The sequence below is a fragment of the Streptomyces canus genome, from assembly GCF_041435015.1.
GTDB classification, from domain to species: domain Bacteria; phylum Actinomycetota; class Actinomycetes; order Streptomycetales; family Streptomycetaceae; genus Streptomyces; species Streptomyces canus_G.
Window position 1 is genome coordinate 1,806,786 of record NZ_CP107989.1, and the last position, 26,722, is coordinate 1,833,507.

Below are 26,722 nucleotides of genomic sequence, written 5' to 3' on the forward strand. Positions count from 1 at the left end.
CGGTCCGTGCACAGCCTGTCGGAACAACAAGTCTGCACAGGAGGAGCCATGCGTCGTCTGCTCGTCGCCCTTGCGGCCGGAGCATTAGTGGTCACCGCGTCGGCCTGTGGTTCGTCCGGAGACTCGGGGGCCTCGGACTCGGGATCGTCGTCCGGCGGCACCACCACCGTCAAGCTCGGCCTCATTCCGATCGTCGATGTCGCGCCGGTCTATCTGGGCCAGAAAAAGGGCTTCTACGGCAAGCGCGGGCTGAAGCTCGAGATATCGACCGCGTCCGGCGGCGCGGCGATCGTGCCCGGAGTCGCCAGCGGGCAGTTCCAGTTCGGTTTCTCCAACGTCACCTCCCTGCTGATCGCCCAGTCGTCCGGGGTGCCGGTCAAGGCGGTCTCCAACGGCATCGCCTCAACGGGCGTGGCGGGCAAGGACTTTGCGGCGATCGCGGTGAAGAGGGGCAGCTCGATCAAGTCCGCGAAGGACCTGGAGGGCAAGAAGGTCGCCATCAACACGCTGAAGAACATCAACGAGTCCGCCGTGCGCGAGTCGGTCCGCAAGGACGGCGGCGACCCGGACAAGGTGAAGTTCGTGGAGCTGGCCTTCGACCAGATGCCGGCCGCTCTCGACGGCGGCCAGGTCGACGCGGCCTGCGCGGTCGAGCCCGCCCTCGCCACGATCAAGAGCCAGGGCGGCCAGGTGATCGCCTCCCCCATGGTGGACGTGGCGCAGGGCACCACGGTCGCCATGTACTTCACCTCGACGCGCTACCAGCAGCAGAACGCCGACGTGGTGAAGAAGTTCCAGGAGGCCACCGCCGAGTCCCTCGCCTACGCGGACGCCCACCCGGACGAGGCACGCCAGGTCATCACGACGTACACCAAGATCCCGGCGTCGGTGCTCGCGCAGGTGACTCTTCCGAAGTGGCCGGCCGAGCCGAACAAGGAGTCCATCGAGGCGCTGGCGAAACTGGGCGAGGAGGACGGGTTCTTCAAGAAGACCCCCGACGTGGACGCGCTGCTTCCGTGAGGCTCCAGAACGCGGCGCTGGGCGCCGCCGGCCTCGCGGCCTTCCTCGCCCTGGGCGAGGTGGTGCCGCGGCTCGGTCTGGTCAAGGAGGAGTACTTCCCGCCGACCAGCCGGATCGCGAGCGCCTTCGCCGACGAACTCTCCGACGGCTCCTTCTGGACGGCGCTCGGCGACACCCTCACCGGCTGGGCCCTGGGCCTGGCCATCGCCGTCTCGGCGGGGATCGTCATCGGAGTGGCCGTCTCCGTGGTGCCGTATCTGCGCGAGGCGACGGCCTCGACGATCGAGTTCCTGCGCCCGATCCCCTCGGTCGCCCTCATCCCGCTGGCGGTGCTGTTGTACGGCAGCGAACTGCGCTCGGTGCTGTTGCTCGTCGTGTACGCCTCGTTCTGGCAGGTCCTCATCCAGACGCTCTACGGCGTCCAGGACGTCGACCCCGTCGCCGACGAGACGGCACGGTCGTACGGTCTCGGCACCTGGGCACGGATCCGGCATGTGCTGTGGCCGACCGCGCTGCCGTATGTGATGACCGGTGTCCGGCTGGCCGCGGCCGTCGCGCTGATCCTCGCCATCACCGGTGAACTCGTCATCGGCGCACCGGGGTTGGGCGCCAGGATCGCGGTCGCGCAGAACTCGCAGGCGGTCCCGGAGATGTACGCGCTGATCGTGGTGACGGGTCTTCTGGGGCTGCTCATCAACGTCGGCGCGCGTACCGTGGAGCGACGGGCGCTGGCCTGGCACCAGTCGGTGCGCGGGGAGGTGGCGGTGTGAAGCGGCTCGTTCTCCGGCTGGTCCTCGTGCTCGCGCTGCCCGCGCTGCTGATCGCCGTCTGGTGGTTCGCCTCGGCCGGCAGCACCAACATCTTCTGGCCGCCGCTGCGCACGATCCTCCAGACCTTCCCGGACGTGTGGACCGCCGAGCGGCTGCGCGCCGACGTCCTGCCCAGCCTCTGGCGACTGGCGGCCGGTTACGCGTTGGCGGCCGTCGTCGGGGTGGCGGTCGGCACGGTCATCGGCTCCTACCGGCGGGTGCGGGCGGTGTGCGAACCGGTCCTGGAGTTCCTGCGGGCGGTCCCCCCGCCGGTGCTGATCCCGGTCATCATGCTGTTCGCGGGCATCGGCGACACCATGAAGGTCACGGTGATCGCGAGCGGCTGTGTCTGGCCGATCCTGCTCAACACGGTCGAGGGCGTGCGCGCGGTCGACCCGGTGATGCTGGAGACGGCCCGCTCCTACGGCATCACCGGCCCTTCGCGGCTGCGCGACCTGGTGCTGCGCTCGGCGAGTCCGCAGATCTTCGCGGGGCTGCGCCAGGCCCTCTCGATCGGCATCATCCTGATGGTGATCAGCGAGATGTTCGCGGCCAGCAACGGCATCGGTTTCACCATCGTCCAGTTCCAGCGCAGTTTCGCGGTCCCCGACATGTGGACCGGGATCCTCGTCCTCGGTCTGCTCGGCTATCTGCTCTCCCTCGTCTTCCAGTTGGTCGAGCGGCGGGCCCTCGCCTGGTACCACGGCCTGCGCGCCTCGACGCGGCGGTCCCCGTGAATCACCCGAACCCGAAAGGGCGGTCCATGCCCGCGCTTCTTGGCGTATCCGGCCTGCAGAAGGTCTACGAGGGTTCCGGCCGTCGTGTGGAGGCGGTCCGCGACCTCACCTTCACCGTCGAAGCGGGCGAACTCGTGTGTCTCGTCGGCCCGTCGGGCTGCGGCAAGACGACGCTGCTGAAGTGCATGGGAGGGCTGCTCACCCCGACCGCCGGCGAAGTCCACCTGGCGGGACGGAAGGTGACCGGTCCCCCGCCCGGGATGGCCTTCGTCTTCCAGGAGTACGGCCGCAGCCTCTTCCCCTGGATGCGCGTCGCCGACAACGTCGAACTCCCGCTGAAACAGAAGGACTTGAGCAAGGCGAGACGACGTGAACTGGTCGCCGACGCGCTGGAGTCGGTGGACCTCGCGGAGGCCGCCGGGGCGTATCCCTGGCAGCTCTCCGGCGGTATGCAGCAGCGCGTCGCGATCGCCCGCGCACTCGCGTACGAGCCCGAGGTCCTGCTGATGGACGAGCCGTTCGCGGCCGTGGACGCGCAGACCCGCGCCGACCTGGAGGATCTCGTACGACGGCTGTGGCGGGAGCGCGGCATCACGATCCTGTTCGTCACCCACGACATCGACGAGGCGGTCTACCTGGGCGAGCGGGTGATCGTGCTGTCCGCCTCGCCCACGGTCGTGCAGGAGCAGCTCAAGGTCGATCTCCCGGACGAGCGGGACCAGTTGCACACCCGTGTGGCCCCGCGCTTCGCCGAACTGCGCACCCATGTGTACGAGCAGATCCAGGCGGCGAAGCGCGGAGTCGTCCAGGAGGCTGTCGTCACGACGTCGGATACGCCTCCACTTCGCTGAACTGCCCTGCGGTCGGCCGGTGTTGGCGCTGACGGCGAGGCGGAGTACTGCCTGACGCTGTCGGCGCCGGTCGAGGTGGCGGGCCGGGTCGCCGCGTCCGCCGCCCCGCGCCGCCTGGTCGGCTCCCTCGGCAAGGGCCCGGACTTCGCGGGCGCGTTGGCGACGGGCAGGCCCACGCGGGCCGACGGGGTGCGGCTGATGCCGTGCGAGGGGGTGCCGTTGGTGCTGGCGGAGTGAGCCGCGAGGGGCTGCCCCGTGGAACACCCTTGCGCCACGGGGCCCGGCACCTACTGACGAGGCGCCGTCGACGACCTGAACGCCGACGGTGCCCGTCAGACCTGGGGGGTGGGGACCACCGTGAGATGTGTCGTCGTGCGCCGCGGGCGGCGCCTGGTGGGAGCCGGGCGGAGCACCAGGGTCAGCCGGGTGTAGCCCAGATCGCGCAAGGTCCGCGGGGTCTCGTCGACGAGCCGGCAGTCGGTGGCGCCCCAGCGCGGGTCGGGGTGCATCAGCGGGCGTACGGAGCCGTCGTGCTCCACGGCCCGCTCGCCGACCGCGCGGATCCAGTGCGGCAGGCCGTGCCGGTAGGCGGCGTCCATGATCGGGTCCTGGGCGATGTCCCGGCGGATCGCCTGGATGCCGTGGTCGTGGCCGTGCCGCTCCACCGCGGCCGCGAAGTGCGCGAGCATCGGCAGACACCAGCGCGACTCGTGCTCACCGAGGACGCTGCTCGCGTCGGGGTGGAAGAGGACGAACCGGAGGAAGTTGTCGCCCGGCATGGCCGTCGGATGGGGACCCACGGCACGGAAAAGTGACGCGAAAGCGGCGTTGGCGAGGACGACGTCCCAGCGGTGGTCGAGGACGACGGACGGGAAGGGGACGGCTTCCAGGAGCGTGGCGTAGTCCTGAAGATACGCCTGGGCCTCCAGCCCCTCGGGGACGGGCCGCAGTTCGGACCGCTGCCCACCTGCCTGATATGCCATCGGGAGGTCACCCCTCTTGCCTATGCGGCCTTCACGCGGCGCCTTGATCCTGCTTCCCCGGAGCTTGTGGTGTCAACTATCGTGGCATTCCGCTGCGGTTGACGGCTGAAATTGGCCACAGTTGTGGCGACACCTGGATGTGAGTTCGAACAAAGGGCTACTCTCCGGGAAGTTCACGGCGACCGCCTGTGAGTCATCGGGTGAGAGACGTAGGAGATCTGTCGGTGTCGGATGGCTTCGAGAGCCCGGACGACGCGGCAACGGTCGTGCTGACGGCCGTCGTCGCCCGCGTCACCGCACTCTCCGACCGGCTCGGCGTGCCGCACGCTCAGGTCTTCGACACCGGTCGGCTCTCCGTCGCCTCGGGCGTCCCCGAGCCCGTGGTCAAGGCTCTGCTGAGCGGGCGCCCGGCGGGTGAACCGGACGTCCAGGCGCGGTTCCTGCAGCGGCTCGACCTCTTGCGCCGCACCCGGCTCAAGCCCAACGGGCGCAAGTACACCCAGCAGGAGATCGCCGACGGCGCGGGCATGTCCCGGCAGCAGGCGGGCGCCCTCATCAACGGCGACCGGCGCCCCACCATGGAGCACTGCGACGCCATCCAGCGGTTCTTCCGGGTGCACGCCGGGTTCCTGACGGCCGAGGACCCCGAGGCGCTCGCGGGTGCGCTCCAGCACACCGAGCAGGAGCTCCTGCACAAGCTCGCCGACCGGGAGCGGGAGGCCGCCGCGGCCGCCCACGACCCGTTGGAGCGACTGCTCCAGGACCACGGCGTCCGCGGAATCGCCTGGCGGGCCGCGCAGCTGCCCACCGACCAGCACCGTGACAAGGTCGCCGAGTGGCTGGACATGCTCCTGGAGAGCGTCAAGCGGCCCGAGTCCTGATCCGGGAGACAACTGTGGGCATCGGTAAGCACATGCGCCGCCTGAGCGGCGAGTTGGTGGCGGAGCTGGAACTCGACGCCCCGGCACGGCCCGAGGACCTCTACGGCGCCCTGTGCGAGGCGATGAGCAGACGCCGGGGCCGCCCGGTCCACTTCCGTACGGCGCCCTTCCCGCCCGGCACGGCCAGCGGGCTGTGGCTCGACATGGCCGACCAGGACCTCGTGGTGATCGAGGAACGCACCGCCCCCGACCACCAGTTGGTCATCCTCGGCCACGAGCTGTGGCACATGAACGCCGGCCACTGCTCCCACCACGTCGAGGGCGCCGCGGTCGCCGCCCGCCTGCTCTGCGACGACGCCGATCTCCAGGCCACGGTCCGCAAGGTGGCCGCCCGTAGCCGCTTCGAGCTCGACGACGAGCGGGAGGCGGAGAGCTTCGGCCTGTTACTGGCCAGCAAGTGCCGGACGTGGCTGGCCGGTTCGTCGCTGCGGGGGCCTGTGCAGCGGGACCGTCTGGCGGGACGGATCGAGGCGTCGCTGGGGTATCTGGGGCCACAGGGCTGAGCCTGCCCCGACGTCACGTCGCGCTGCGTTCGCTCGCCTCTCTCAGGTCGCGCTCCCCGCGCCGCGCTCGCGAGGTGCCGGGGCCGCCGTCCCGGAGCAGTTGCCTCCAGTGGTCACGGCTCCAGTCCGCCGGAGCCGTGGTCGCCGTGAACTCCTCGACCAGCGAGACGAACCGCGTGGGATCGCTGTGGAACGGGAAGTGACCGGCGCCCTCGAAGATCTCCAGGCGGCTGCCCGGCATCGCCTCGTGCGCCCCGAAGGCGTGCCGGACGGGCACCACGCTGTCCCGGTCGCCCCACAGCAGCATGGTCGGCATGCCCTCGGTGAGGTAGCAGCGGTCGAGCATCGTGACGACCTGGCCGCGCCAGTCGACGACCGCGCGCAGGGTGCGGATGAAGGCGTTGCGCGAGGTCTCGTCCGGGAGCGCGTCGACGAGGTTGAGCAGATCCGGGGCGTCCTGTCCGAGATCGGTGTCCAGCAGCTTCATCAGGCGGACGGCGAGGCCCACTTGGAGCCGCATGCCGGGCAGCCGCAGCGAGGACAGCATGAGGTGGGCACCGGGCAGGGAGACCAGCCGCAGCACGGGGTTGACCTCGCGGCCCACACCGCCGGCGCTGACCAGGATGAGCCGCTCGGTGCGCTCGGGGAACTGGTAGGCGAACTGCATGGCCACTCCCCCGCCCAGTGAGTGCCCGACCAGGGTGGCCGACTCGATGCCCAGGGTGGTGAGCAGATCACGGACACCGTTGGCGTACGCGGCCACCGAGTAGTCGGCCCGCGGCTTGTCGGAGTCGCCGTGACCGAGCAGGTCGGGGGCGATCACGGTGTGGGTGCGGGCGAGGTCGGGAATCAGCTCGGCCCAGGTCGCCGAGGAGTCGCCGATGCCGTGGATGAGGACGAGCGGCGGACCCTCGCCCGCCATGCGGAAGGCACGGCGGTAACCGTGCACCACGCGGTACCGCAGCTCCAGTTCTGCGTCGCCCACCGAGCGCAGCCGGACGGCGCGCACCGGGCGCCTGCGCGGGTCGTCGACCATGTGCTCGCCTCCCGTTCCCCTGGCCGCGGATCAAGACGGCCGAAAGCCCTTCCTCCCAGCCTAGGACCGCTTTCCCTCCAGTGATTTCGGTGAGGTTTCGCCTCCGCTAAGCGGGCGAACGAGCGGGCGCGGAAGCCGGATTGTCAGTGGTGGACGGCAAGCTGGAGATGCACGCCCGTAGGGGCTGCGACCGACGCGCCCCGTCCGGGGGTGCCACCGACGCCGACTTGGGGAGAGCCGCCGATGCCCACCGCCGTACTGACCGACCGTGAGCGCACCGCCGTCCAGGCCTATCTGCGGCTGTTGCACACGGTCCGAGCCGCCTTCGACACCGCGGCCGGCCCGCCCGACACCGCCCGACCACCGGTCGTCCCGCCGGCGGTCCTCGCCGAGGCCGAACAGGCGCTGGCGGACGCGGGCCTCGCGGGCAACGAGGAGGCGTTCTTCAGGCTCCTGCAGAGCTGGTGTCCGCCGGAGTCCTAGACATACGACCCGCGCCGTGCGCTCAGGCGTGCGGCACGGTCATCGATGTCGCGACCAGACCGCCCCGGACCGCCCAGCGGCCCTCGAAGACGCCGCGGCGCTCGCCGCGCACCAGCGGGCCGGGGACGAGGAGTTCGGCGCGCAGAGCGCCGCCTGAGGGCTGTGCGGGGTCGACGAGGATCTCTATGTCGGCCTCGCTGAAGTCCAGCCACGTGCCGGTGAGCGGGAACCACGCCTTGTAGACGGACTCCTTGGCGCTGAACAGCAACCGGTCCCAGTGGACCGCGGGGTACGCCCCGGCGAGGTCCCGCAGCCTGACCCGTTCCCCCGGCAGGGAGACACTCCCCAGCACGCCCTCCGGGAGCGGTCCGTGGGGTTCGGCGTCGATGCCGAGGGAGGCCAGGTCGGCGGCGCGGACCAGGGCGGCGGCGCAGTAACCGTCGCAGTGGGTCATGCTGCCGGTGAGGCCGGCCGGCCACCGCGGGGCGCCGCGTTCCCCGGGCAGGACCGGCTGCGGCGGCACCCCGAGCTTCTCCATGGCCCGGCGGGCGCAGGCCCGCACGACGGTGAACTCACGACGGCGTTTGGGGACCGCGGAGGCGACGAGCGCGGCTTCCTCCGGGTACAGCGTGGCGTTCTCGGGCTCGTCGTGACCGTGGACCTCGACGGCCACCACCGAGTCCGGCAGGAGTTCCTCGATCACCGTGAGCCGACCTCCCTGGGCACGATCCGGCGCAGCCGTCCGGGCGGCTCCGGCCGCTTGCGCCACTCCCGCGGATAGCCCACCGACACCTCCTCGAAGCGGACACCCTCGTGCCAGGTGGTCCGCGGGATGTGCAGATGGCCGTAGACCATGGTCTCGACGCGGAACCTGCGGTGCCAGTCGGCGGTCAGCGTGGTGCCGCACCACATCGCGAACTCGGGGTACCACAGGACGTCCGTCGGGTGCCGGTCCAGCGGGTAGTGGTTGATCAGGACCGTGGGCAGGTCGTCGGGAAGCGCGGCGAGTCTGCGCTCGGTCTCGGCGACCCGGGCCCGGCACCAGGCCTCGCGGGACGGGTAGGGATCGGGGTGCAGCAGGTACTCGTCGTTGCAGACGACGCCGGTGCCGTGCGCGTACGTGAGGCCCTGCTCCTTGGTGGTGCAGCCGGCCGGCAGGAAGGAGTAGTCGTACAGCAGGAACAGCGGGGCCACGGCGACCGGGCCGCCGGGGCCGTCCCAGACGGGATAGGGGTCCTCGGGGGTGAGGACGCCGAGGTCCCGGCACATCTGGACGAGGTGCTCGTAGCGGGCGACCCCGCGCAGGGTGACGGTGTCCTTCGGATGGGTCCACAGTTCGTGGTTGCCGGGGGCCCAGACGACCTGGCGGAAGCGGCCGGCAAGGGTCTTGAGGGCCCAGCGTACGTCGGCGACGGTCTCGGCGACGTCACCGGCCACCAGGAGCCAGTCGTCGTCGGTGCCGGGGCGCATCCGCTCGACGAGGGAGCGGTTCTCGGGATAGCCGATGTGGAGGTCACTGATGGCGAGCAGCTGGGCCGCACCACCGGCCGTAGACGTCACCTCTCGCCCCCTCCTCGCACCCGGGTGGGACCACGAGAACACATTTGGTTTCCTGGTACAAGAGTGGTCCGGGGCGGCGGAGCTTCATGATCGGAAATTCCGTAACACGGGCGTTGCACGCGTGGCCCCTGGAAAGCCGTATGATCGCCGCACCACCACCGCTCTGAAACTTCCCTTCGCAAGGGGCGGTTTGGTGACCCTCCAACCACCCTGCCCGGGCACGGGCCTGCTTCGCCCTGCCCGAAAACCCGAAAGGCGGCCTGCATGCTCTCTCGCGTACGCGTCTGGCTCAACCGCACGTACGCGGAGAACGTGTTCTTCATGGATCAGTTGCGGCGGAATCCCAGCGCCAGAGCCGTCGAGATCCATGCGACGCACGGAGACGCCGACTCTCCCGTGCTGGCCGCCGCGGACACCGCCGAGCTGGAGCCGGAGGGACTGTCGCCGGCCGGCTACGTCGAGTTCGCTCTCGACCAGTGCCAGCGGCGTGGCATCGACGTGTTCGTGCCCCGGCTGCACCAGGCGGCGATCGTCGCCCACCGCGCCGACTTCGCCGCGATCGGTACGGCGCTGCTCGCACCACCCCCGGAGGCCGTGGCCGTCTTCCACGACAAGGTCGTCGCCTACGAGGCGGTCCAGGCGGTGGGTGTTCCGGTGCCGCCGTGGTGGCGGGTGCGGACCGCGGACGAGCTGGTCGCGGCCGTGGAGGAACTGGAGGCCGGCGGCCACAAGGCCTGCTTCAAGCCCGCGTCCGGTGCGGGCGGGGTGGGCTTCCGGGTCATCACGCGCGCGCCCTTCTCCCTCGCGCAGCTCAACGGCTTCCCCAGCCCGTACGTGTCGCTCGACACGGTCGTCGAGGCGCTGGACCGGGCGGACGAGCAGGTGGACTGGCTGGTCATGCCGCGTCTTGAGCAGCCGGAGGTGTCGGTGGACACGCTCACCGGGACCGACAACCGGGTGCGGCTGGCGATCGGCCGCACGAAGAACGGGCGGCGGCGCGGGTTCACCCAGCACGAGCAGTGGCTGGAACCGGCACGGCTGATCGCCGAGGGGTTCGGGCTGCACTATCTGTCCAACATCCAGTTCCGGATGTTCGGTGACCGGCCCGTGCTCATGGACGTCAACACGCGGCCTGCGGGCGGGCTGCACCAGCTCTCCCTGTGCGGGGTCAACGTGCCTTGGGCCGCTGTGCAGTTGGCGCTCGGTGAGGACACCGGGGTGATCGATCCGCCGTTCCTGGGTCAGGACTACACGGTGGTGTCGGGGCTCAGGCAGCTGCGGCCGGTGTCGGTGCCTCATCAGCGGGTCGAGGAGGTCGAGCCGTTGTTGCCTTCCGTTCCCGCACCTGTGCCTGCGGTGGAAACGGCTCAGGCCCTGCCGCTCTAGGTAGTTCCGCGCCCCTTGGGCAGCTCCCCTCCACCGGTATGGACCAATCCTCGCCGCTCATCTTGACAGGCGGATTGGTCCATACCAACTTGGTTGCGCACCCCCCTGCACCTCTCTGCACTCCCGAACACCCCCATATCTTCAGGGAGATCGCGTGCGCAACCCACTCGGACGTTCCAGACTTCTCGCTCTCCTCGGCTCCGCGGCACTGGCTTTCGTCGGTGCCGTCGCTCTGCCCGGCACGGCTCAGGCAGCCAACATCCTGACCAACCCCGGCTTCGAATCCGGGAACCTCTCCCCCTGGACCTGCACCGGCAACCTCGGTTCGGTCGTCTCCTCCCCCGTACACGGTGGCACCAAGTCCCTTCAGGGCGCGGTGAGTTCGAGCGACAACGCCCAGTGCAGCCAGACCGTCGCCGTCCAGCCGAACACGACCTACAGCCTCAGCGGCTGGGTGCGCGGCTCCTACGTCTACCTCGGCGTGGACGGCGGCGCGTCCACGTGGACGACCTCCCCGTCGGCGTACAGCCGGCTCACCACGAGCTTCACCACCGGCGCCTCGCAGACCAGTGCCACCGTCTACGTCCACGGCTGGTACGCCCAGGGCACCTACTACGCCGACGACATCAGCCTCGACGGGCCCGGCGGGGGCGGTGGTTCGGACACACAGGCGCCGAGCGCGCCGACCGGACTTGCCGCCACGGGCAAGACGTCGTCCAGCGTGTCCCTGAAGTGGAACGCCTCGACGGACAACGTGGGCGTCACGGGCTACGACATCTACAGCGGCTCCACCAACGTCCTCACCGTCTCCGGGACGTCCGCCACCGTCAGCGGTCTCTCGCCGAGCACGGCGTACACCTTCACCGTCAAGGCGCGCGACGCGGCCGGGAACGCCTCCGGGGCGTCCAACTCCGTGAGCGTGACGACCGACGCGGGCGGCGGGGGCGGCACCGGCTTCAAGCAGGCCGCGCCGTATCTGTACGAGGGCTGGGGCGATCCGCCGAACCCGAGCACGGTGATGAGCGCGACCGGCGTCAAGTGGTTCACGATGGCGTTCGTGCTGGACTCCGGTGGCTGCAATCCCGCCTGGGACGGCACCCGGCCGCTGACCGGCGGTGTCGACCAGACGACCGTCAACCAGATCCGTTCCGCCGGTGGTGACATCGTGCCGTCGTTCGGCGGCTGGCAGGGCAGCAAGCTCGGCGCCAACTGCTCCTCCGCGAGCGCGCTCGCGGCCGCCCTCCAGAAGGTGATCGACGCCTACTCGCTCAAGGCGATCGACATGGACATCGAGAACAGCGACGAGTTCGAGAACGAGGCCGTGCAGGCGAGGATCCTGACCGCGCTGAAGACGGTCAAGGCCAACAACCCCGGCCTGAAGACCATCGTCACCTTCGGCACCTCGACCACCGGCCCGACCTACTACGGCAACCGGCTCATCGAGCAGGCGCAGTCGCTGGGCGCGAACATCGACGTCTTCACCATCATGCCGTTCGACTTCGGCGGCGGCAGCGACATGTACGGCAACACCGTGAACGCGTCGGAGGGGCTGAAGACCAAGCTGAAGTCGACCTTCGGGTGGGACGACGCGACGGCCTACGCCCACATCGGGATCTCCGGTATGAACGGGCTCAGTGATCAGCAGGAGTTGACGAGCACGGCGATCTGGACCCAGATCCGTGACTGGGCGAACTCCCGTCACATCGCCCGGCTCGCGTTCTGGTCGGTCAACCGGGACCGGCCGTGCCCGGGCGGCGGAGTGACGAGCAACTGCTCCGGCATCAGCCAGAACAACTGGCAGTTCACCTCGATCACGGCCGGCTTCACCGGCTGAGCTGACCGGCGGTCACGCGGCCGAACTGCCCCCACGCCTGCGCCAACTCGGGCAGGCGTGGGAGCAGTTCGGCGGCAGAGTCGCACACGGACCTGAGGTGGCCCTCAGAACCGTCCGGCCCCTCGGTACAGCTCCGCTTCCCCGTCCAGTTCGACCTTGAGCACCGTGGCGTACGGATCGAGGTCGGCCTCGGCGGGCGGGTCGATCCACACGATGCCCACGGCCTCGTGGAGTCCGCCGACCACCTGGTGCCCGAGCTCGGCCCCGGTACCCAGGACGGTGACCTTGCGGACCGGGGTGACCAGCCCTCGCAGCCCGACCTCGGCGCGCGGCGCGTCGAAGAGCACCAGATAGAGCGTCCGGCCGTCCGCGGAGAGCGTGCTGGGTCCGTAGTGGTGCCCGGCGGGCAGCCCGCGCACCGTCCCGTACACGGCCTCGGAGTGCTTGCGGATCCACTCCCCCAGACCCTCCAGGCGCTCCACCTGGGGCTCGGGGATGGTGCCGTCCTCCATCGGGCCGACGTCGAGCAGCAGATTGCCGCCCCCGCCGATGGTCTCGGTGAAGTAGCGGATCAGCTGGGCGAGCGACTTGTGGTGGTGGTCCTGGTGCTGGTACCCCCAGGAGTCGTTGATCGTCAGGCACAACTCCCAGGGACCGTCAGGCGGTTCGATGGGAGCGCCCTGTTCGGGGGTGGCGTAGTCGCCCTCGCTGAGCATGCGCGCGTTGAAGACGACGTCCGGCACGTACGACCGTATGAGCGCGGCGAGTTCGGGGATGCGCCATTGCTCCTCGCTGCGGTCCCACTCGCCGTCGAACCACATCAGGTCGGGCCGGTAGCGGGAGGCGAGCTCCCGGATCTGGCCGTCCCGGTAGGCGATGAACCGCTCCCAGGCCGCCAGGTCCTCGTCCTCGGCGGCGACCTCGGAGTAGCGGTTGTCCTCCTGCTCCGGCGGGCGGCCCGGCTTGCGCGTGGAGGCGTAGTCGGGGTGGTTCCAGTCGGAGTGGGAGTAGTAGAAGCCGACCTTGAGGTCCTTCTCGCGCAGGGCCTCGGCGTAGGGGCCGACGTAGTCCTTGCCGAGGTTCAGGTCGCCGTACTCCGTGTCCCACAGGGCCACGCCGTCATGGTGACGGGTCGTCAGCACGGCGTACCTGGCGCCGGCACGCGCGAACAGGCCGGCCCACTCACGGGGGTCGTACGTGGCCCCCGTGAAACGCTCCAGCTGGGACATGTACTGATCGTGCGGGACGATGTCGTCGTAGAACGACCAGGACTCCTGGACGCCGTCCACGGCGTAGATGCCCCAGTGGATGAAGATCCCCAACTTGGCGTCGGTGAACCAGGGTTGCATCGGCACGCGGTCACCCCCTCCGCAGGCGGAGCGTCAGCACCTGGAACGGCCGCAGCGAGACCGCCACACCGCCGTCCGTGACCTCGGCCGTCTCGTCCTCCAGCGGGCGCTCCAGCAGGTCGGTGACCTGGGCGCCGGCGAGCGGGAAGCCGGTGCGCAGCACGCCCCGGGCGCGACCGCCGCCCGACTCGTACAGCCGGACCACCACGTCACCGGACCCGTCGTCGGCGAGCTTGACCGCCTCGACGGTCACGCCCTGGCCGTCGACCGAGACGACCGGCTCGGGGGCACCGGCCGCGTCCGCCACCCGGAGCGGGAGGTTGAGGGAGTAGCCCTCGGCGACGGTGTCCTCGATGCTCGCGCCGGGCAGCAGCGCATAGGTGAAGCGGTGCGTGCCCTGGTCGGCCTCCGGGTCCGGGATGCGCGGGGCGCGGACCAGGCTGAGCCGGACCGTGGTCGTCGTACCGCCGTCCTCACGGACCGTACGGGAGACGTCGTGGCCGTAGGTGGAGTCGTTCAGCACCGCGACGCCGTAGCCCGGTTCGCCGACGTGCACCCAGCGGTGGCCGGAGACCTCGAAGCGGGCCGCCTCCCAGCTGGTGTTGGTGTGCGTGGGCCGCTGGATGTGGCCGAACTGGATCTCCGCGGAGGAGTGCGCGGCCCGGACGTCCACCGGGAAGGCGGCCTTGAGGATCTTCTCGGCCTCGTGCCAGTCGATCTCGGTCTCGAAGTCGATCCGGGGGCTGCCGGCGCGCAGGGTGATGGTCTGGGTGATCGTCGAGCCCTTGCCGAAGGACCGGGTCACGCGGATCGCGCCCAGCAGCGGGTCCTCCGAGACGACCTCGACCGACGTGGGCTCCAGCAGATCCGTGTACCGGTTGTTGTAGTGCTTGTCGATGTCCCAGGCGTCCCAGTAGTTCGGGAGGTCGGTGTGCAGGCGGAGCAGGTTGCCCTTGTCGCCCAGCACCTCCCGGCCGGCCCGCAGATCCAGGACGGACGACAGCGTGCCGTCCTCCGCCACCTCCACCCGCACCAGACCGTTGTCGAGGACGCGACCGGAGACACGGACCGGCTGCGCGGGCTCGGCGCCGGCCGGCGATGCGCTGCCGTTCGCGGGCACCTCGACGTACGCCAGAGCCTGATCGCCCGTGCGCACCACCTCGGAACGGTCGAACGGGCTGGTGTTGAAGACCCGGGTGCCACCGGCGCCCAGCGCGGCCACCGCCTCGGCGGTCAGCGCCTCCAACTCCTCGGCCACACGGGCGTATTCGGCCTCCGCCTCGCGGTGCACCCAGGCGATCGAGGAGCCCGGCAGGATGTCGTGGAACTGGTGCAGCAGGACGGTCTTCCACAGGCGGTCGAGCTTCTCGTACGGGTAGGAGTAGCCCGGCGCGTGCAGCGCTGCCGTCGTCGCCCACAGCTCGGCCTCGCGCAGCCGGTGCTCGGAGCGCCGGTTGCCCTGCTTGGTGCGGGCCTGCGAGGTGTAGGTGGCGCGGTGCAGCTCGAGGTAGAGCTCGCCCACCCAGACCGGGGCGTCGGGGTACTCCTCGCGGGCCTTGGCGAAGAACTCGTCGGGGTGCTCGACGACGACCTTGGGCGAGCCCTCCAGGTCGGCGAGGCGCCGGGCCCGCTCCATGATCTCGCGGGTGGGGCCGCCACCGCCGTCGCCCCAGCCGAAGGGGGCCAGGGAGCGCGTGCCGCCGCCCTTCTCGTTGTAGTTGCGGACCGCGCGGTCCATCTCCTCGCCGCTGAAGCGGGCGTTGTAGGTGTCGACCGGCGGGAAGTGGGTGAAGATCCGGGTGCCGTCGATGCCCTCCCACCAGAAGGTGTGGTGGGGGAACTTGTTGGTCTGGTTCCAGGAGATCTTCTGGGTGAGGAACCAGTCGTTGCCGGCCAGCTTGGCGAGCTGCGGGTAGGCGGCGGTGTAGCCGAAGGAGTCCGGCAGCCAGACGCCCTTGGTCTCGACGCCGAAGTGCTCGATGAAGAACCGCTTGCCGTGGATGAGCTGGCGGGCGATGGCCTCCCCGCCGGGCAGGTTGCCGTCGGCCTCGACCCACATGCCGCCGACCGGGGCCCACTGGCCCTTCTTCACGGAGTCCTGGATGCGGGCCCAGACGTGCGGGTAGTTGTCGCGGACCCATTCGTACTGCTGGGCCTGGGAGCAGGCGAAGATGAAGTCGTCGTACTCGTCGGCGAGCGCGGTGACGTTGGAGAAGGTGCGGGACGTCTTGCGCTTGGTCTCGCGGATGGGCCAGAGCCAGGCGGAGTCGATGTGGGCGTGGCCGACACCGGAGATCGTGTGGGCGCTGGCGTTGGCCGGCTTGGCCAGCACGGGCGCGAGGACCTCGCGGACCGCCGCCGCGCTGGCGGAGACGTCGTCCAGGTCGAGGGCGTCCATGGCCCGGTCCAGGGCGTGCAGGATCTCGTGGCGGCGGGGCTCGTGCTCGGCGAGGTGGACCATGAGCTCGCGCAGCACCTGGAGGTCCAGGTCGAGGTGGAAGACCTCCTCGTCGAGGACGGCGAGGTCGGCGCGCTGGAAGGTGTAGAGGGGCGCGGAGCCGGCCGTGAGCTTGTCGCCCATCGGCGTGATCTTCGAGAAGTTGTCCTTGAGGATGTCCGGGTTGGAGGCGGCCTCGACCAGGTAGTCGATCTCCTCGCCGCCGTTCGCCGGGTTGGCGATGGGGACGTACTGGTTGAGCGGGTTGACGGCCTTCAGGGGGCGGCCGTCGGCGAGGTGGACCAGGGCCTCGGCCTGGTTGCCGGGCCAGTCGCCGACGAAGCCGAGGTCGATGACCGCCTCGACGCGCCGTCCGGCCCACTCGGCGGGCACCCGGCCGCGCATCCGGAACCAGGTGGTGCCCCAGGGCGGGCCCCACGGGGTGTCCATCGCGAAGGGCGTGTAGCGGGCGGCCGCGGCCTCCTCGAAGGAGACCGGCTCGCCCGGCGCCTGCCAGGCCTCGACCTCGAAGGGGACGGTGGCCGCGTAGATCGCGGGCTTGATGCGCTGGTCGTGGGCGCGCTGGACGCGCTCCTCGATGCGGCGGCGTTCGTCGTGCATGAAAGGTCTCCAGGGAGGGAGAGAGCGAGCTGGTGGGGCCGACAGGCGAGGGGAAAGCGCTTTCTAAAAAACGGACGCTACTTAAGGTACGCGAGCCCGGGATGCACCGAGGTGTAGCCCTCGACCAGCTTGCGGGCGACATTGACGGAGTCGACCAGCGGATGCAGCGCGAAGGCCTTCACCGCGGTCGCGCGCGAGGCGGACCCGGCGGCGGCCAGCACCTCCCGCTCGACCGCCTTGACCGAGCAGACCAGTCCGGTGGCGTGGTCGGGCAGCGGTGCGACGGAGACCGGGTGGGCGCCGTTGGCGTCGACGAGGCAGGGCACCTCGATGACGGCGTCGTGGTCGAGCACGGAGAGCGTGCCCTGGTTGCGGACGTTGAGGATCAGGGTGGTGCGCTCGTCGCGGGCGATGGCCCGCATCAGGGCGAGGGCGACCTTCTCGTAGCCGCCGGAGAGATCGTCGGCGTCGCGTTCTCCGGCGCCGGCCGTCTCCCGGTTCTCGGACATGTAGGTGGCCTCGCGCTCGGCACGCGTGCGGTCCCAGACGTCCAGCGCCTTGGCGCCGGGGGCGCCGACCTCGTCGTAGAACCGCGCCTGCTGGTCGGCGAGGAAGGCGCCGCGGGTCTTCTCGGCGTGCTGGTAGGCGCGAACGGCCTCGCGGTTGAAGTAGTAGTAGTGCAGGTACTCGTTGGGGATCGCGCCGAGGGACTGGAGCCAGTCGACGCCGAAGAGCTTGCCCTCCTCGAAGGAGCCGAGCAGGTCGGGGTCGGCGAGCAGGCGGGGCAGCTCGTCCCGGCCGGCGATCTTCAGACCGCGGACCCAGCCGAGGTGGTTGAGGCCGACATAGTCGATCCAGGCCTCGTTGGGGTTGGCGCCGAGCACGCGCGCGATACGGCGGCCGAGGCCGACCGGGGAGTCGCAGATGCCGATGACCCGGTCGCCGAGGTGACGGGACATGGCCTCGGTGACCAGGCCCGCCGGGTTGGTGAAGTTGATGACCCAGGCGTCGGGGGCGAGGCGCGCCACACGCCGGGCGATGTCCACGGCCACCGGGACCGTGCGCAGGCCGTAGGCGATGCCGCCCGCGCCGACCGTCTCCTGGCCGAGGACGCCCTCCGCGAGGGCCACCCGCTCGTCGTCGGCACGGCCCTCCAGGCCGCCGACGCGGATCGCCGAGAAGATGAAGTCGGCGCCGCGCAGAGCCTCGTCCAGGTCGGTCGTGGTGGTCACCGTGGGGGCGTCGGGGACGGCCGCCGCCTGTTCGGCGAGGACCCGGCCGACCGCGGAGAGCCGGCCGGCGTCCAGGTCGTGCAGGACGACCTCGGTCACCCGGCCCTCGGCGCGGTCCGTCAGCAGCGCGCCGTACACGAGCGGGACCCGGAAGCCGCCGCCGCCGAGAATGGTCAGTTTCACCGGGTGCCTCCAAGAATGCCCCGGCGTTCCGGCTGGGACGAGTCATCTCCGGACAGCGCGCCGCGAGAACCGGGCACGCGCTGCCTCCTTGCACTTGCTCCGAGAACCCGGGCCGGCGTCGACCCGGCCGGTGCCGATCGGGTACGACCCGGTCGCCCACCGAGCGGTCGAGCGGCGTGAGCCAGGAATCTCCTTCGATTCCGGGGGCGGGGATTCAAGCTTGTACCTTTCCTGCCAGGACCACTTCGACGCCCGCCTCCTCCAGGGAGGAGCGGGTCGCCGCGTCGACCGGCGCGTTCGTCACCACCACGTCCAGGTCCTCCGGGCCGCAGACCTTCGCCATGCCCGTGCCCGGGAACTTGGCCGTGTCGGCGAGCAGGACGGTCTTGTCGCTCGCCTTGATCATGGCCCGCTTGACCGGCACCTCGACGACCGTCGTGTCCATCACCTGCCCACCGGGGCGCACTCCACTGGTGCCGAGGAAGAGCCAGTCGGCGTGCAGCTGGCGGAGGTTGTCCTCGGTGAGGAAACCGACCAGGGAGCGGTACTCGCGGCGGACCATGCCGCCGAGCAGGACCAGCTCGATGCCCTCGTCGTCGGCGAGCTCCTCGTAGACCACCAGATTGCTGGTGATCACGGTGAGGCGGCGGCCGTGCAGCTGCCGGGCCAGGCGGTAGGCGGTGGTGCCGATGTCGAGCAGCACGGACTGGCCGTCGGCGATCAGCGCGGCCGCCCGGGCGGCTATGGCGTCCTTCTCCGCCACCCGGACCTCGGCGACCTCGGCGAAGGGCTGGTCGCCCTCCTCGGCGCGCGCGCCGCCATGGACCCGGGTGAGCAGCCCGTCCTCCTCCAGCTTGACGAGGTCACGCCGGATGGTGGCGGGGCTCACACCGAGTTGCTCGGAGAGATCCGTCACGGCCGCGGGGCCGCCAGAGCGCAGGGCCCGCAGGATGAGTTGGTGTCGTCGTTCAGCCAGCACACCGTGAACACTACTCGTCATCTTCAATCATTTCTATGCTCAGTTCTGCTTAGGTATTGACCAATGTCGCCGAGCGGCGCACGATTCCCGTCATCGAAATTGACGAGTTTTGACGAGAGGCGCTCACGTGGACGACGACCGGCCCGAGGTGCTGCTGACCGGGCTGCTCTTCTACGACCTCGTCCTGACGGGTCTGGGAAAGCCGCCGACGCCGGGCGAGGAGATCTGGACGGCCGGCATGGGCTGCGGCCCCGGCGGCATCGCCAACCTGGCGGTCGCCGCGTCCCGCTTCGGCCTGCGCACCTCCCTGGCCACGGTCTTCGGCGACGACTTCTACGGCGCCTACTGCCAGGAGATCCTCGCGGGTCAGGAAGGTGTCGACCTCTCGCTCTCCCGGGTCGCGGACGGCTGGCACACCCCCGTCACCGTCGCGCTCGCCCACGGTGACGACCGGGCGCTGGTCACCCACGGCCAGGAACCGCCGTACTCCCAGGACGCGCTGATGGGCGACCCGCCCGAGGCGCGCACGGCCCTGGTGCACCTGGAGTCCGAGCCGCGCGCCTGGCTCTCCAAGGCCGCCGCGAACGGCACGCACATCTACGCGGACGTCGGCTGGGACCCCACCCAGGTGTGGTCCACCGACCTCCTCGACCAGCTGGCCCTGTGCCACGCCTTCCTCCCCAACGAGACCGAGGCGATGGCCTACACCCGCACCGACAGCGCGGTCGCGGCCCTCGGCACGCTCTCCGAGCTGGTGCCGGTGGCCGTGGTCACGCGGGGAGGGGACGGCGCGATCGCCGTCGACCAGACCACCGGCGAGTACGCGGACGTGCCGGCGCTGGCTGTCGACGTCCTCGACGCCACGGGCGCGGGAGACGTCTTCGGCGCCGCCTTCGTCGCCGCCTCGCTGGGCGGCTGGCCGCTGGAGGAGCGACTGAGGTTCGCCGTCCTGGCGGCCGGGCTCTCCGTGGGGCACCACGGCGGCGCCCTGGCGGCCCCCGGCTGGTACGGCGTCGACCGCTGGTGGCGCTCGCCGGCGGATCCCGATCTGAAGCGGGCGTACGGCTTCCTGGTGGACCGCATCCCGGCGGACGTCGGTCCACCGGTCCACCACGCGCCGGTCACCCCGCCGGCCCGGCCCTTCCCGGTCGCCCGGGACACCGCGTCGGCCGAGCACCCCCCGGCCGCCCGGGACACCCCGCAGACCACGCACCCCCCGGCGGCCCGGGACACCCCGCAGACCACGCACCCCCCGACCACCCGCGACACGTCGGCCGAGCACCCCCCGGCCGCCCAGAACACCCCGCAGACCACGCACCCCCCGACCACCCGCGACACGTCGGCCGAGCACTCCCCGGCCGCCCGGGACACCCCGCAGGCCGCGCACCCCCCGGCCGCCCAGAACACCCCGCAGACCACGCACCCCCCGACCACCCGCGACACGTCGGCCGAGCACCCCCCGGCCGCCCAGAACACCCCGCAGACCACGCACCCCCCGACCACCCGCGACACGTCGGCCGAGCACCCCCCGGCCGCCCAGAACACCCCGCAGACCACGCACCCCCCGACCACCCGCGACACGTCGGCCGAGCACTCCCCGGCCGCCCGGGACACCCCGCAGGCCGCGCACCTCCCCGTCGCGCCACCCGACACCGCACGGCAGCACTGACCCCGCGACACCCCCGCAAGCCCCCCCCGAATGCACGTCCCGAAAAGATCCGAAAGGCGGTGGGAGCTGTGCGGCTCTCACGAAGAGGCCTGCTCCGCGCGGGCCTGGGCGGTACAGCCGCCACGGCACTCGGCGGCCTGGCCACCGGCTGCGCCGTTCCGACCGGTTCGACCGGCCGGAACATGGTCCTCTGGTACTGGAGCGGCGGCCTGAGCGACACCGTCGTGAAGAACGCCAGAGCCCGCTACGGCAGTTCCGTGAGCCTGGACGCCATCCAGATCGGCGGCCAGTACCGCTCCAAGCTCATCACCACCATCACCGGCCGGGCCCACATCCCCGACATCGCGGGGCTCAAGGGCGAGGACATGGCCGCCTACCTGCCCAACGCGGACCAGTTCATCGACCTGCGGACGCTGGGCGCGGAGAAGTACAAGAGCCAGTACCTGTCGTGGAAGTGGGACCAGGGCATCGCCGACGACGGCACGATGGTCGGCTTCCCGATCGACTGCGGACCGGTCGGGCACTTCTACCAGTACGAGATCTTCCGCAAGGCGGGGCTGCCGTACGAACCGGACGACGTCTCCAAGGAGCTGAACACCTGGCAGAACTACTTCGCCGCGGGTGAGCAGCTCAAGAAGCGGATCCCGGGGACCATGCTCCTCACCGACGTCAACTCCGTGTTCGAGAACGTCGTACAGCAGGGCTCCAAGCGGTACGTCGACAAGGACCGCCACTTCATCGGCGACCAGGAGCACGTGCGCGACGCCTGGGCGCTCGCCGTGGAGGCCAAGCGCCGCGGGATCGTCTCCGACCTCGTGAGCGGCACCCCGGACCAGCTGTCGGCCAAGCAGGACGGCAAGCTGCCCAGTGAACTGGGCGCCTCCTGGGCGGCCTTCGACATCAAGAACGGTGTGCCGAAGGCCAAGGGCAGGTACCGGGTCGCCCAGATGCCGGTACGGCCCGCCAACAACGGCGGATCGTTCCTGTCGATCACCAAGGCGTGCCGGGAACCCGAGCGGGCCTTCCAGATCATCACCTGGATCCTCGACGCGTCCAACCAGGCGCAGGGTTACGTCGACGCGGGCCTCTTCCCCTCCACGCCCGCCTCGTACGGCCTGAAGCAGATGCGGGAGCCCGACCCGTACTTCGGCGGGCAGGTCACGACCGACATCTTCGGGCCGGCCGCGCAGCAGATCGTGGTCGCCTACAACAGTCCGTTCGACGTCGCGCTCGGGCAGCCCATCAAGGACGAGATCAAGAACGTCGGCGTCCTCGGCAAGGACCCCAAGAAGGCCTGGAGTGACGCCATGAGCAAGTGCCGTCGCATCGCGAAGCACCTGGGGGTGAGCTACTGATGGCCGTCCTCGAGCAGACTCCGCCCGCGGTGGCACAGCCCTCGCCCACGCGGCCCAAGAAGGGGCTGCGCAAGTACTGGCACCTCTACGCCGCGATCTCCCCCTTCTATCTGCTCTTCCTCGGCTTCGGCCTGTTCCCGGTCGGCTTCTCGCTCTATCTGTCCTTCCACCGCTGGGACGGCCTCGGCTCGATGGAGTGGGCCGGTCTCTCGCAGTACCAGTACCTGCTGAGCGACGGCGACTTCTGGAACTCGATCGGGAACACGCTCATCATCTGGGTGCTGGCCACCTTCCCCATGATCTTCCTGGCGATGGTCACAGCCGTGATGCTCAACTCCGCGGTGCGGTTCAAGGGCCTGTACCGCGTCGCGTACTTCCTGCCGAACGTCACCTCGGTCGTCGCCATCGCGATCGTCTTCGGCTCGATCTTCTCCACCAACAGCGGCGTGGTGAACGCCGTCCTGCACTCGGTGGGCATCGACCAGGTGGCCTGGCTGAACACGCCATGGGGCATCAAGGTCACCATCGCCGCCCTGATGACCTGGCAGTGGACCGGCTACAACGCCATCATCTTCCTCGCCGGGCTGCAGACCGTCCCGGGCGAGCTGTACGAGGCGGCGCGCATGGACGGCGCCGGTCCGATCCAGACCTTCTTCCGGATCACGCTCCCGCTGCTGCGGCCCACGCTGCTGTTCGTGCTCGTCGTGTCGACGGTCACGGGTCTGCAGAGCTTCTCCGAACCGCAGGTCCTGCTCCAGACCTCGTCCAACGACTCGACGTTCGCGGGCGGCCCCGGTCACTCGGGCCAGACGATGGTCCTCTACTTCTTCCAGCAGACCTTCGACAACAACGACTTCGGGTACGGCGCCGCGGTGGCGTGGGGCATCTTCCTCGTCGTCGTCCTCTTCTCGATCATCAACTGGCGCCTCGTGCAGCGCCGCGGCGACTAGGAAGGGCGCGCATCATGGCTGCCATCAAGGGATCCCGCCGCAGAGGGATCGCGCTGCACCTCCCGCTGATCATCGGCACACTGCTCTCGGCCTTCCCGTTCTACTGGGCCGTGATCATGTCGACGCACAGCTCGTCGGAGATCTTCGCGTACCCGCCGAAACTGCTGCCGGGAACGCACTTCCTGGAGAACGTCCGCAACCTCTTCGACGCCATCGACTTCTTCGGGTCCATGTGGAACTCGCTGCTGGTCGCGGTGTCGGTGACCTTCCTCGTCCTGCTCTTCGACTCGCTCGCGGCCTTCGTCTTCGCCAAGTTCGAGTTCCCGGGCAAGAACGTGCTGTTCGGGCTGCTCATGGTCATCTTCATGGTGCCGGCGCAGCTGTCGGTCATCCCGCAGTTCGTGATCATGGCGAAGATCGGCTGGATCGGCTCGATGACCGCGCTGATCGTGCCGGCCGCGGCCAACGCCTTCGGCATCTTCTGGATGCGCCAGTACATGAAGTCCGCCATCCACGACGAGCTGCTCGACGCCTCCAAGCTGGACGGCGCGCACTTCCTCCGCCAGTACTGGCACGTGGCGCTGCCGGTGGTCCGCCCCGGTCTCGCCTTCCTCGGCATCTTCACCTTCATGGGCCAGTGGAACGACTTCGCCTGGCCCCTGATCTCCCTCACCAACCCCGACAACGTGACCCTCCAGGTCGCGCTGTCCCAGCTCAACGGCACCCACGGCACCACCGACTACGGCATCGTGATGACCGGTGCCCTGCTCGCCCTCGTCCCGCTGCTGATCGTGTTCGCCATCGGCGCCAAGCAGATCATCGGCGACCTCGCCAAGGGGGCCGTACGCGGATGACGGACGATGCCCTGCTCGCCCTGCGCCCCTGGCAGGCACCCGAGGTGACCTCCTGGGGGCGGCTGCCCATGAACGCCGTCGACCGGCGCTCCGGAGTACTCCCCCTGGACGGCGACTGGCGCTTCCAGTTGCTGCCCGCTCCGGACGCGCCGGTCGGCGGCTCCTGGTCCTCGGCGCACGTGCCGGGGGCCTGGACCGTGCAGGGCACCGACGACCTGCCGCAGTACACGAACGTGCGGATGCCGTTCCCCGAGTACCCGCCCCACTCCCCCGCGGCCAACCCCACGGGCGTCCACGAGCGTGAGGTGGACGTCCCCGCCGAGTGGGCCGGACGCCGGATCGTGCTCCAGGTCGGGGCCGCCGAGAGCGTGCTCCTCGTGCACGTGGACGGGCGGCCCGTCGGCGTATCCAAGGACTCCCATCTGGCGGCCGAGTTCGATCTCACGGGACATGTGCGCGCCGGCGCGCGGAGCGTCGTACGACTGACGGTGATCAAGTGGTCGGACGCCTCGCACATCGAGGACCAGGACCAGTGGTGGCACGGCGGGATCACGCGGTCCGTGCTGTTGTACGCGACGGATCCGCTGCATCTGGCGGACGTGACCGTGCGGGCGTCCCGCAGTGGCGAGCTGCGGGTGGACTGCCGGGTGCGGGACGCGGCCGGCGCACTGCCCGAGGGGTGGTACGTCAGCGGCGAGCTGGAGGGGCAACCGCTGCCCCAGGACACGGAGTTCGACCGGCTCAACGCCGAGGACGAGCGGGTCTCCGACTTCCTCGGCGAGGCACGTCTGCGGACGGTCGTGGAGGACGTCCGCACCTGGAACGCCGAGAAACCCGAGCTGTACGCACTCACCGTCCGACTGCACCGCGCCGACGGCACGGTCGCCGACACCTCACGGCACCGGACCGGCTTCCGGGACGTCGAGATCAGCGGCCGGGACCTGCTGGTCAACGGCGAGCGGATCTTCGTCCGGGGCGTGAACCGGCACGACTTCCACCCCCTGACCGGGCGGACGGTGTCGTACGACGACATGCGGGCGGACCTGATCACGCTCAAGCGCTTCGGGTTCAACGCGATCCGCACCTCCCACTACCCCAACGATCCCGCCCTCTACGACCTCGCCGACGAACTCGGTTTCTACGTCGTCGACGAGGCGGACGTCGAGTCCCACGACCACGCCCATGAGATCGCCGACGACCCGCGTTATCTGAACGCCTTCGTGGACCGGGTCTCGCGGATGGTGCTGCGGGACAAGAACCATCCGTCGGTCGTCATCTGGTCGCTGGGCAACGAGTCGGACTACGGCGCCAACCACGACGCGGCCGCCGGGTGGGTGCGCCGGCACGATCCGACGCGGCCGATCCAGTACGAGGGGGCGGCCAAGCTCGACTGGGCGGACCCGTCCGTGGCCTCCGACATCGCCTGCCCCATGTACGCCTCGCTGGAGGAGTGTGTGGAGCACGCGCTCTCGGGGCGGCAGACCAAGCCCCTGATCTGGTGCGAGTACTCCCATGCCATGGGCAACAGCAACGGCACACTCGCGGACCATTGGGCGGCCATCGAGTCAACGCCAGGTCTTCAGGGCGGGTTCATCTGGGAGTTCTGGGACCACGGCATTCTGCAGCGTGTGAACGACGGCAGACCGGTCGGACGTGGGGGCGTCGGGCTCTATGACAACGGTGTCGCCGCGCCCGGCCACCGCTGGGCGTACGGCGGCGACTTCGGTGAGCTCCCGCACGACGGCGCCTTCATCGCGGACGGCGTGGTCTTCCCCGACCGCACGCCCAAGCCGGTGATGTACGAGCACCGGGAGATCGCGGCGCCGGTGCGCATCGAGTGCTTCAGGCACGAGGGCATCGTGCTCGGCAACCACCAGCACTTCCGGGGCCTGGCCTGGCTGACCGGCGAGTGGGAGCTCTCGCTCGCCGACGGACGCTCGCTGACCGCTCCCGCCGAGCTGCCCGATCTGCGGCCCGGTGAGACGGCGGCGGTACCGCTGCCGTTCGAGCTGCCCGAGGAGGGCGGCGAGGCGTGGCTGACGCTCCGGGTGACGACCGCCGGGGACGAGCCCTGGGCGCCGCGCGGGACGGTGGTGTGCGTGCCGCAGGTGCGGCTGCGGGAGGCGGCACCGCAGACTCCGGTGAGGGTGAAGAGTCGTTCCGTCGGGGTCGACGACGACGGTCTCCTGGTCCACCCCCTGCTCACCTCCGCACCCACGCTCTCCTTGTGGCGGGCGCCCACCGACAACGACGAGCTCGGCGGCATGGCACCGCGCTGGCGCGACTGGGGACTCGACGCCCTGGTGCGCAAGGTCGCGGACGTACGGCAGAGCCCCGGACGGGTCACCGTGCACGCCGAGTACGCCTCCGAGGCCGGTGTCGTCCGCCATCTGCAGGTCTTCACCGCGGTCGAGGGCGGAATCCACGTCGAGGAGTCGGCCGAGCTGCCGGACGAGCTCGACGACGTGGCGCGGGTCGGCTCCGTCTTCGAGACGGTCGCCGGGCTCGACCTGATGGAGTGGTACGGACAGGGCCCCTGGGAGTCGTATCCGGACCGCGCCTTCGGGGCGCCCGTCGGCCATCACTCCGTGCCCGTGGACGACCTGTTCACCCCCTATCTGCGCCCGCAGGAGAGCGGCGGCCGTCACGGCGTACGCCACTTCACGCTCTCCGCGCCGGACGCCACCGGCCTCGCGGTCGTCCTGGACGAACCGCGCCAGGTCGGCGTGAGCCGGTACCGCGCCGCGGACCTCACCGGCGTGACGCATCACGACGAACTCGTCCCGCGGGCGGGCTGTGTCGTGCACATCGACGCGGCCCACCGCGGCCTCGGCACCGCCTCCTGCGGACCCGACACCACCGCCTCCTACCTCGTCGCGCCGGGCGTCCATCGCTGGAGCTGGACTCTGCGCGCCCTCTGACTCCCCTTTCTTCTTCACTTCCCTCGTAA

The 26,722-nt window shown here is 70.3% G+C and carries 22 protein-coding genes and 1 pseudogene; 15 read left to right on the forward strand and 8 right to left on the reverse strand.

Annotated features, from left to right (window positions below):
• Window positions 1-48: 48 nt before the first annotated feature.
• The 5 genes from OG841_RS08200 (at window position 49) to OG841_RS08220 (ending at window position 3,654) form a co-directional block, all read left to right on the forward strand.
• Window positions 49-1,020: an ABC transporter substrate-binding protein gene (locus tag OG841_RS08200; protein WP_328642045.1), complete on the forward strand. Its 972-nt coding sequence runs from the start codon at window positions 49-51 to the stop codon at window positions 1,018-1,020.
• Window positions 1,017-1,790: an ABC transporter permease gene (locus OG841_RS08205; protein ID WP_365122301.1), complete on the forward strand. Its 774-nt coding sequence runs from the start codon at window positions 1,017-1,019 to the stop codon at window positions 1,788-1,790. The genes OG841_RS08200 and OG841_RS08205 overlap by 4 nt, the downstream gene beginning before the upstream one ends.
• Window positions 1,787-2,566, forward strand: a complete 780-nt coding sequence (locus OG841_RS08210) for an ABC transporter permease (RefSeq protein WP_365122299.1) — start codon at window positions 1,787-1,789, stop codon at window positions 2,564-2,566. The genes OG841_RS08205 and OG841_RS08210 overlap by 4 nt, the downstream gene beginning before the upstream one ends.
• A gap of 26 nt (window positions 2,567-2,592) precedes the next feature.
• Entirely contained in the window at window positions 2,593-3,417 is an 825-nt protein-coding gene (locus OG841_RS08215; RefSeq protein WP_328642042.1) for an ABC transporter ATP-binding protein, read from the forward strand.
• 75 nt (window positions 3,418-3,492) lie between these two features.
• Window positions 3,493-3,654 carry a hypothetical protein gene (locus OG841_RS08220; protein WP_328643785.1) on the forward strand — a complete coding sequence of 54 codons (162 nt, stop codon included), beginning with the start codon at window positions 3,493-3,495 and terminating at the stop codon, window positions 3,652-3,654.
• Window positions 3,655-3,749: 95 nt separating this feature from the next.
• Here OG841_RS08220 and OG841_RS08225 read toward each other — a convergent pair whose 3' ends face one another.
• Window positions 3,750-4,400 carry an MmyB family transcriptional regulator gene (locus OG841_RS08225; RefSeq protein ID WP_328642041.1) on the reverse strand — a complete coding sequence of 217 codons (651 nt, stop codon included), beginning with the start codon at window positions 4,398-4,400 and terminating at the stop codon, window positions 3,750-3,752.
• A gap of 224 nt (window positions 4,401-4,624) precedes the next feature.
• On the opposite strand from OG841_RS08225, the gene OG841_RS08230 reads away from it, so the two are divergent.
• Both OG841_RS08230 and OG841_RS08235 read left to right on the forward strand, forming a co-directional pair.
• A complete protein-coding gene (locus tag OG841_RS08230) occupies window positions 4,625-5,281 on the forward strand; it encodes a helix-turn-helix domain-containing protein (RefSeq protein WP_059209310.1) in 657 nt (218 codons plus the stop codon).
• 32 nt (window positions 5,282-5,313) lie between these two features.
• A complete protein-coding gene (locus OG841_RS08235; protein WP_328643707.1) occupies window positions 5,314-5,844 on the forward strand; it encodes a toxin-antitoxin system, toxin component in 531 nt (176 codons plus the stop codon).
• A 13-nt stretch (window positions 5,845-5,857) separates the two neighbouring features.
• On the opposite strand, the gene OG841_RS08240 is transcribed toward OG841_RS08235, so the two are convergent.
• Window positions 5,858-6,880, reverse strand: coding sequence for an alpha/beta fold hydrolase (locus OG841_RS08240; RefSeq protein WP_328642040.1), 1,023 nt, complete (start codon window positions 6,878-6,880; stop codon window positions 5,858-5,860).
• Between the two features lie 243 nt (window positions 6,881-7,123).
• Here OG841_RS08240 and OG841_RS08245 point away from each other — a divergent pair, with 243 nt between their 5' ends.
• Window positions 7,124-7,363: a hypothetical protein gene (locus OG841_RS08245; RefSeq protein WP_057610106.1), complete on the forward strand. Its 240-nt coding sequence runs from the start codon at window positions 7,124-7,126 to the stop codon at window positions 7,361-7,363.
• 22 nt (window positions 7,364-7,385) lie between these two features.
• Here OG841_RS08245 and OG841_RS08250 read toward each other — a convergent pair whose 3' ends face one another.
• Window positions 7,386-8,066, reverse strand: a complete 681-nt coding sequence (locus OG841_RS08250; protein WP_365122294.1) for a 4'-phosphopantetheinyl transferase family protein — start codon at window positions 8,064-8,066, stop codon at window positions 7,386-7,388.
• Window positions 8,063-8,923, reverse strand: coding sequence for a metallophosphoesterase family protein (locus OG841_RS08255; protein ID WP_328642038.1), 861 nt, complete (start codon window positions 8,921-8,923; stop codon window positions 8,063-8,065). Before OG841_RS08255 ends, OG841_RS08250 begins: the two co-directional genes overlap by 4 nt.
• A 264-nt stretch (window positions 8,924-9,187) precedes the next feature.
• Between OG841_RS08255 and OG841_RS08260 the strand changes: the two genes are divergently transcribed.
• Both OG841_RS08260 and OG841_RS08265 read left to right on the forward strand, forming a co-directional pair.
• A complete protein-coding gene (locus tag OG841_RS08260) occupies window positions 9,188-10,309 on the forward strand; it encodes an ATP-grasp domain-containing protein (RefSeq protein WP_328642037.1) in 1,122 nt (373 codons plus the stop codon).
• Window positions 10,310-10,463: 154 nt separating this feature from the next.
• Window positions 10,464-12,143: a carbohydrate binding domain-containing protein gene (locus OG841_RS08265; protein ID WP_328642036.1), complete on the forward strand. Its 1,680-nt coding sequence runs from the start codon at window positions 10,464-10,466 to the stop codon at window positions 12,141-12,143.
• A 104-nt stretch (window positions 12,144-12,247) separates the two neighbouring features.
• On the opposite strand, the gene OG841_RS08270 is transcribed toward OG841_RS08265, so the two are convergent.
• From OG841_RS08270 to OG841_RS08285, 4 genes are all read right to left on the reverse strand, one after another.
• Window positions 12,248-13,498, reverse strand: coding sequence for an alpha-L-fucosidase (locus OG841_RS08270; protein ID WP_328642035.1), 1,251 nt, complete (start codon window positions 13,496-13,498; stop codon window positions 12,248-12,250).
• 4 nt (window positions 13,499-13,502) lie between these two features.
• Complete coding sequence (locus OG841_RS08275; RefSeq protein WP_365122287.1) at window positions 13,503-16,550, reverse strand: alpha-mannosidase; 3,048 nt, start codon at window positions 16,548-16,550, stop codon at window positions 13,503-13,505.
• A 77-nt stretch (window positions 16,551-16,627) separates the two neighbouring features.
• Window positions 16,628-17,965: a 6-phospho-beta-glucosidase gene (locus tag OG841_RS08280; RefSeq protein ID WP_365122284.1), complete on the reverse strand. Its 1,338-nt coding sequence runs from the start codon at window positions 17,963-17,965 to the stop codon at window positions 16,628-16,630.
• A gap of 214 nt (window positions 17,966-18,179) precedes the next feature.
• The gene (locus OG841_RS08285; protein WP_266510300.1) at window positions 18,180-18,944 is read right to left on the reverse strand and encodes a DeoR/GlpR family DNA-binding transcription regulator; all 765 of its coding nucleotides are present in this window, start codon (window positions 18,942-18,944) and stop codon (window positions 18,180-18,182) included.
• Window positions 18,945-19,071: 127 nt separating this feature from the next.
• On the opposite strand from OG841_RS08285, the pseudogene OG841_RS08290 reads away from it, so the two are divergent.
• The 5 genes and pseudogenes from OG841_RS08290 to OG841_RS08310 all read left to right on the forward strand — a co-directional run.
• A pseudogene (locus tag OG841_RS08290) lies at window positions 19,072-20,076 on the forward strand (carbohydrate kinase family protein); the annotation flags it as partial.
• Between the two features lie 605 nt (window positions 20,077-20,681).
• Entirely contained in the window at window positions 20,682-21,968 is a 1,287-nt protein-coding gene (locus OG841_RS08295; protein WP_328642032.1) for an ABC transporter substrate-binding protein, read from the forward strand.
• The gene (locus OG841_RS08300) at window positions 21,968-22,918 is read left to right on the forward strand and encodes a carbohydrate ABC transporter permease (RefSeq protein ID WP_328642031.1); all 951 of its coding nucleotides are present in this window, start codon (window positions 21,968-21,970) and stop codon (window positions 22,916-22,918) included. The genes OG841_RS08295 and OG841_RS08300 overlap by 1 nt, the downstream gene beginning before the upstream one ends.
• Before the next feature lie 14 nt (window positions 22,919-22,932).
• Complete coding sequence (locus OG841_RS08305) at window positions 22,933-23,772, forward strand: carbohydrate ABC transporter permease (protein ID WP_326661984.1); 840 nt, start codon at window positions 22,933-22,935, stop codon at window positions 23,770-23,772.
• Window positions 23,769-26,693 carry a glycoside hydrolase family 2 TIM barrel-domain containing protein gene (locus OG841_RS08310; RefSeq protein ID WP_328642030.1) on the forward strand — a complete coding sequence of 975 codons (2,925 nt, stop codon included), beginning with the start codon at window positions 23,769-23,771 and terminating at the stop codon, window positions 26,691-26,693. Before OG841_RS08305 ends, OG841_RS08310 begins: the two co-directional genes overlap by 4 nt.
• Window positions 26,694-26,722 lie beyond the last annotated feature (29 nt).

Coding starts and splice junctions, on each gene's coding strand:
- OG841_RS08200 (WP_328642045.1), top strand. CDS start 49: ATGCGTCGTCTGCTCGTCGCCCTTGCGGCCGGAGCATTAGTGGTCACC.
- OG841_RS08215 (WP_328642042.1), top strand. CDS start 2,593: ATGCCCGCGCTTCTTGGCGTATCCGGCCTGCAGAAGGTCTACGAGGGT.
- OG841_RS08225 (WP_328642041.1), bottom strand. CDS start 4,400: ATGGCATATCAGGCAGGTGGGCAGCGGTCCGAACTGCGGCCCGTCCCC.
- OG841_RS08235 (WP_328643707.1), top strand. CDS start 5,314: ATGCGCCGCCTGAGCGGCGAGTTGGTGGCGGAGCTGGAACTCGACGCC.
- OG841_RS08240 (WP_328642040.1), bottom strand. CDS start 6,880: ATGGTCGACGACCCGCGCAGGCGCCCGGTGCGCGCCGTCCGGCTGCGC.
- OG841_RS08245 (WP_057610106.1), top strand. CDS start 7,124: ATGCCCACCGCCGTACTGACCGACCGTGAGCGCACCGCCGTCCAGGCC.
- OG841_RS08260 (WP_328642037.1), top strand. CDS start 9,188: ATGCTCTCTCGCGTACGCGTCTGGCTCAACCGCACGTACGCGGAGAAC.
- OG841_RS08275 (WP_365122287.1), bottom strand. CDS start 16,550: ATGCACGACGAACGCCGCCGCATCGAGGAGCGCGTCCAGCGCGCCCAC.
- OG841_RS08300 (WP_328642031.1), top strand. CDS start 21,968: ATGGCCGTCCTCGAGCAGACTCCGCCCGCGGTGGCACAGCCCTCGCCC.
- OG841_RS08305 (WP_326661984.1), top strand. CDS start 22,933: ATGGCTGCCATCAAGGGATCCCGCCGCAGAGGGATCGCGCTGCACCTC.
- OG841_RS08310 (WP_328642030.1), top strand. CDS start 23,769: ATGACGGACGATGCCCTGCTCGCCCTGCGCCCCTGGCAGGCACCCGAG.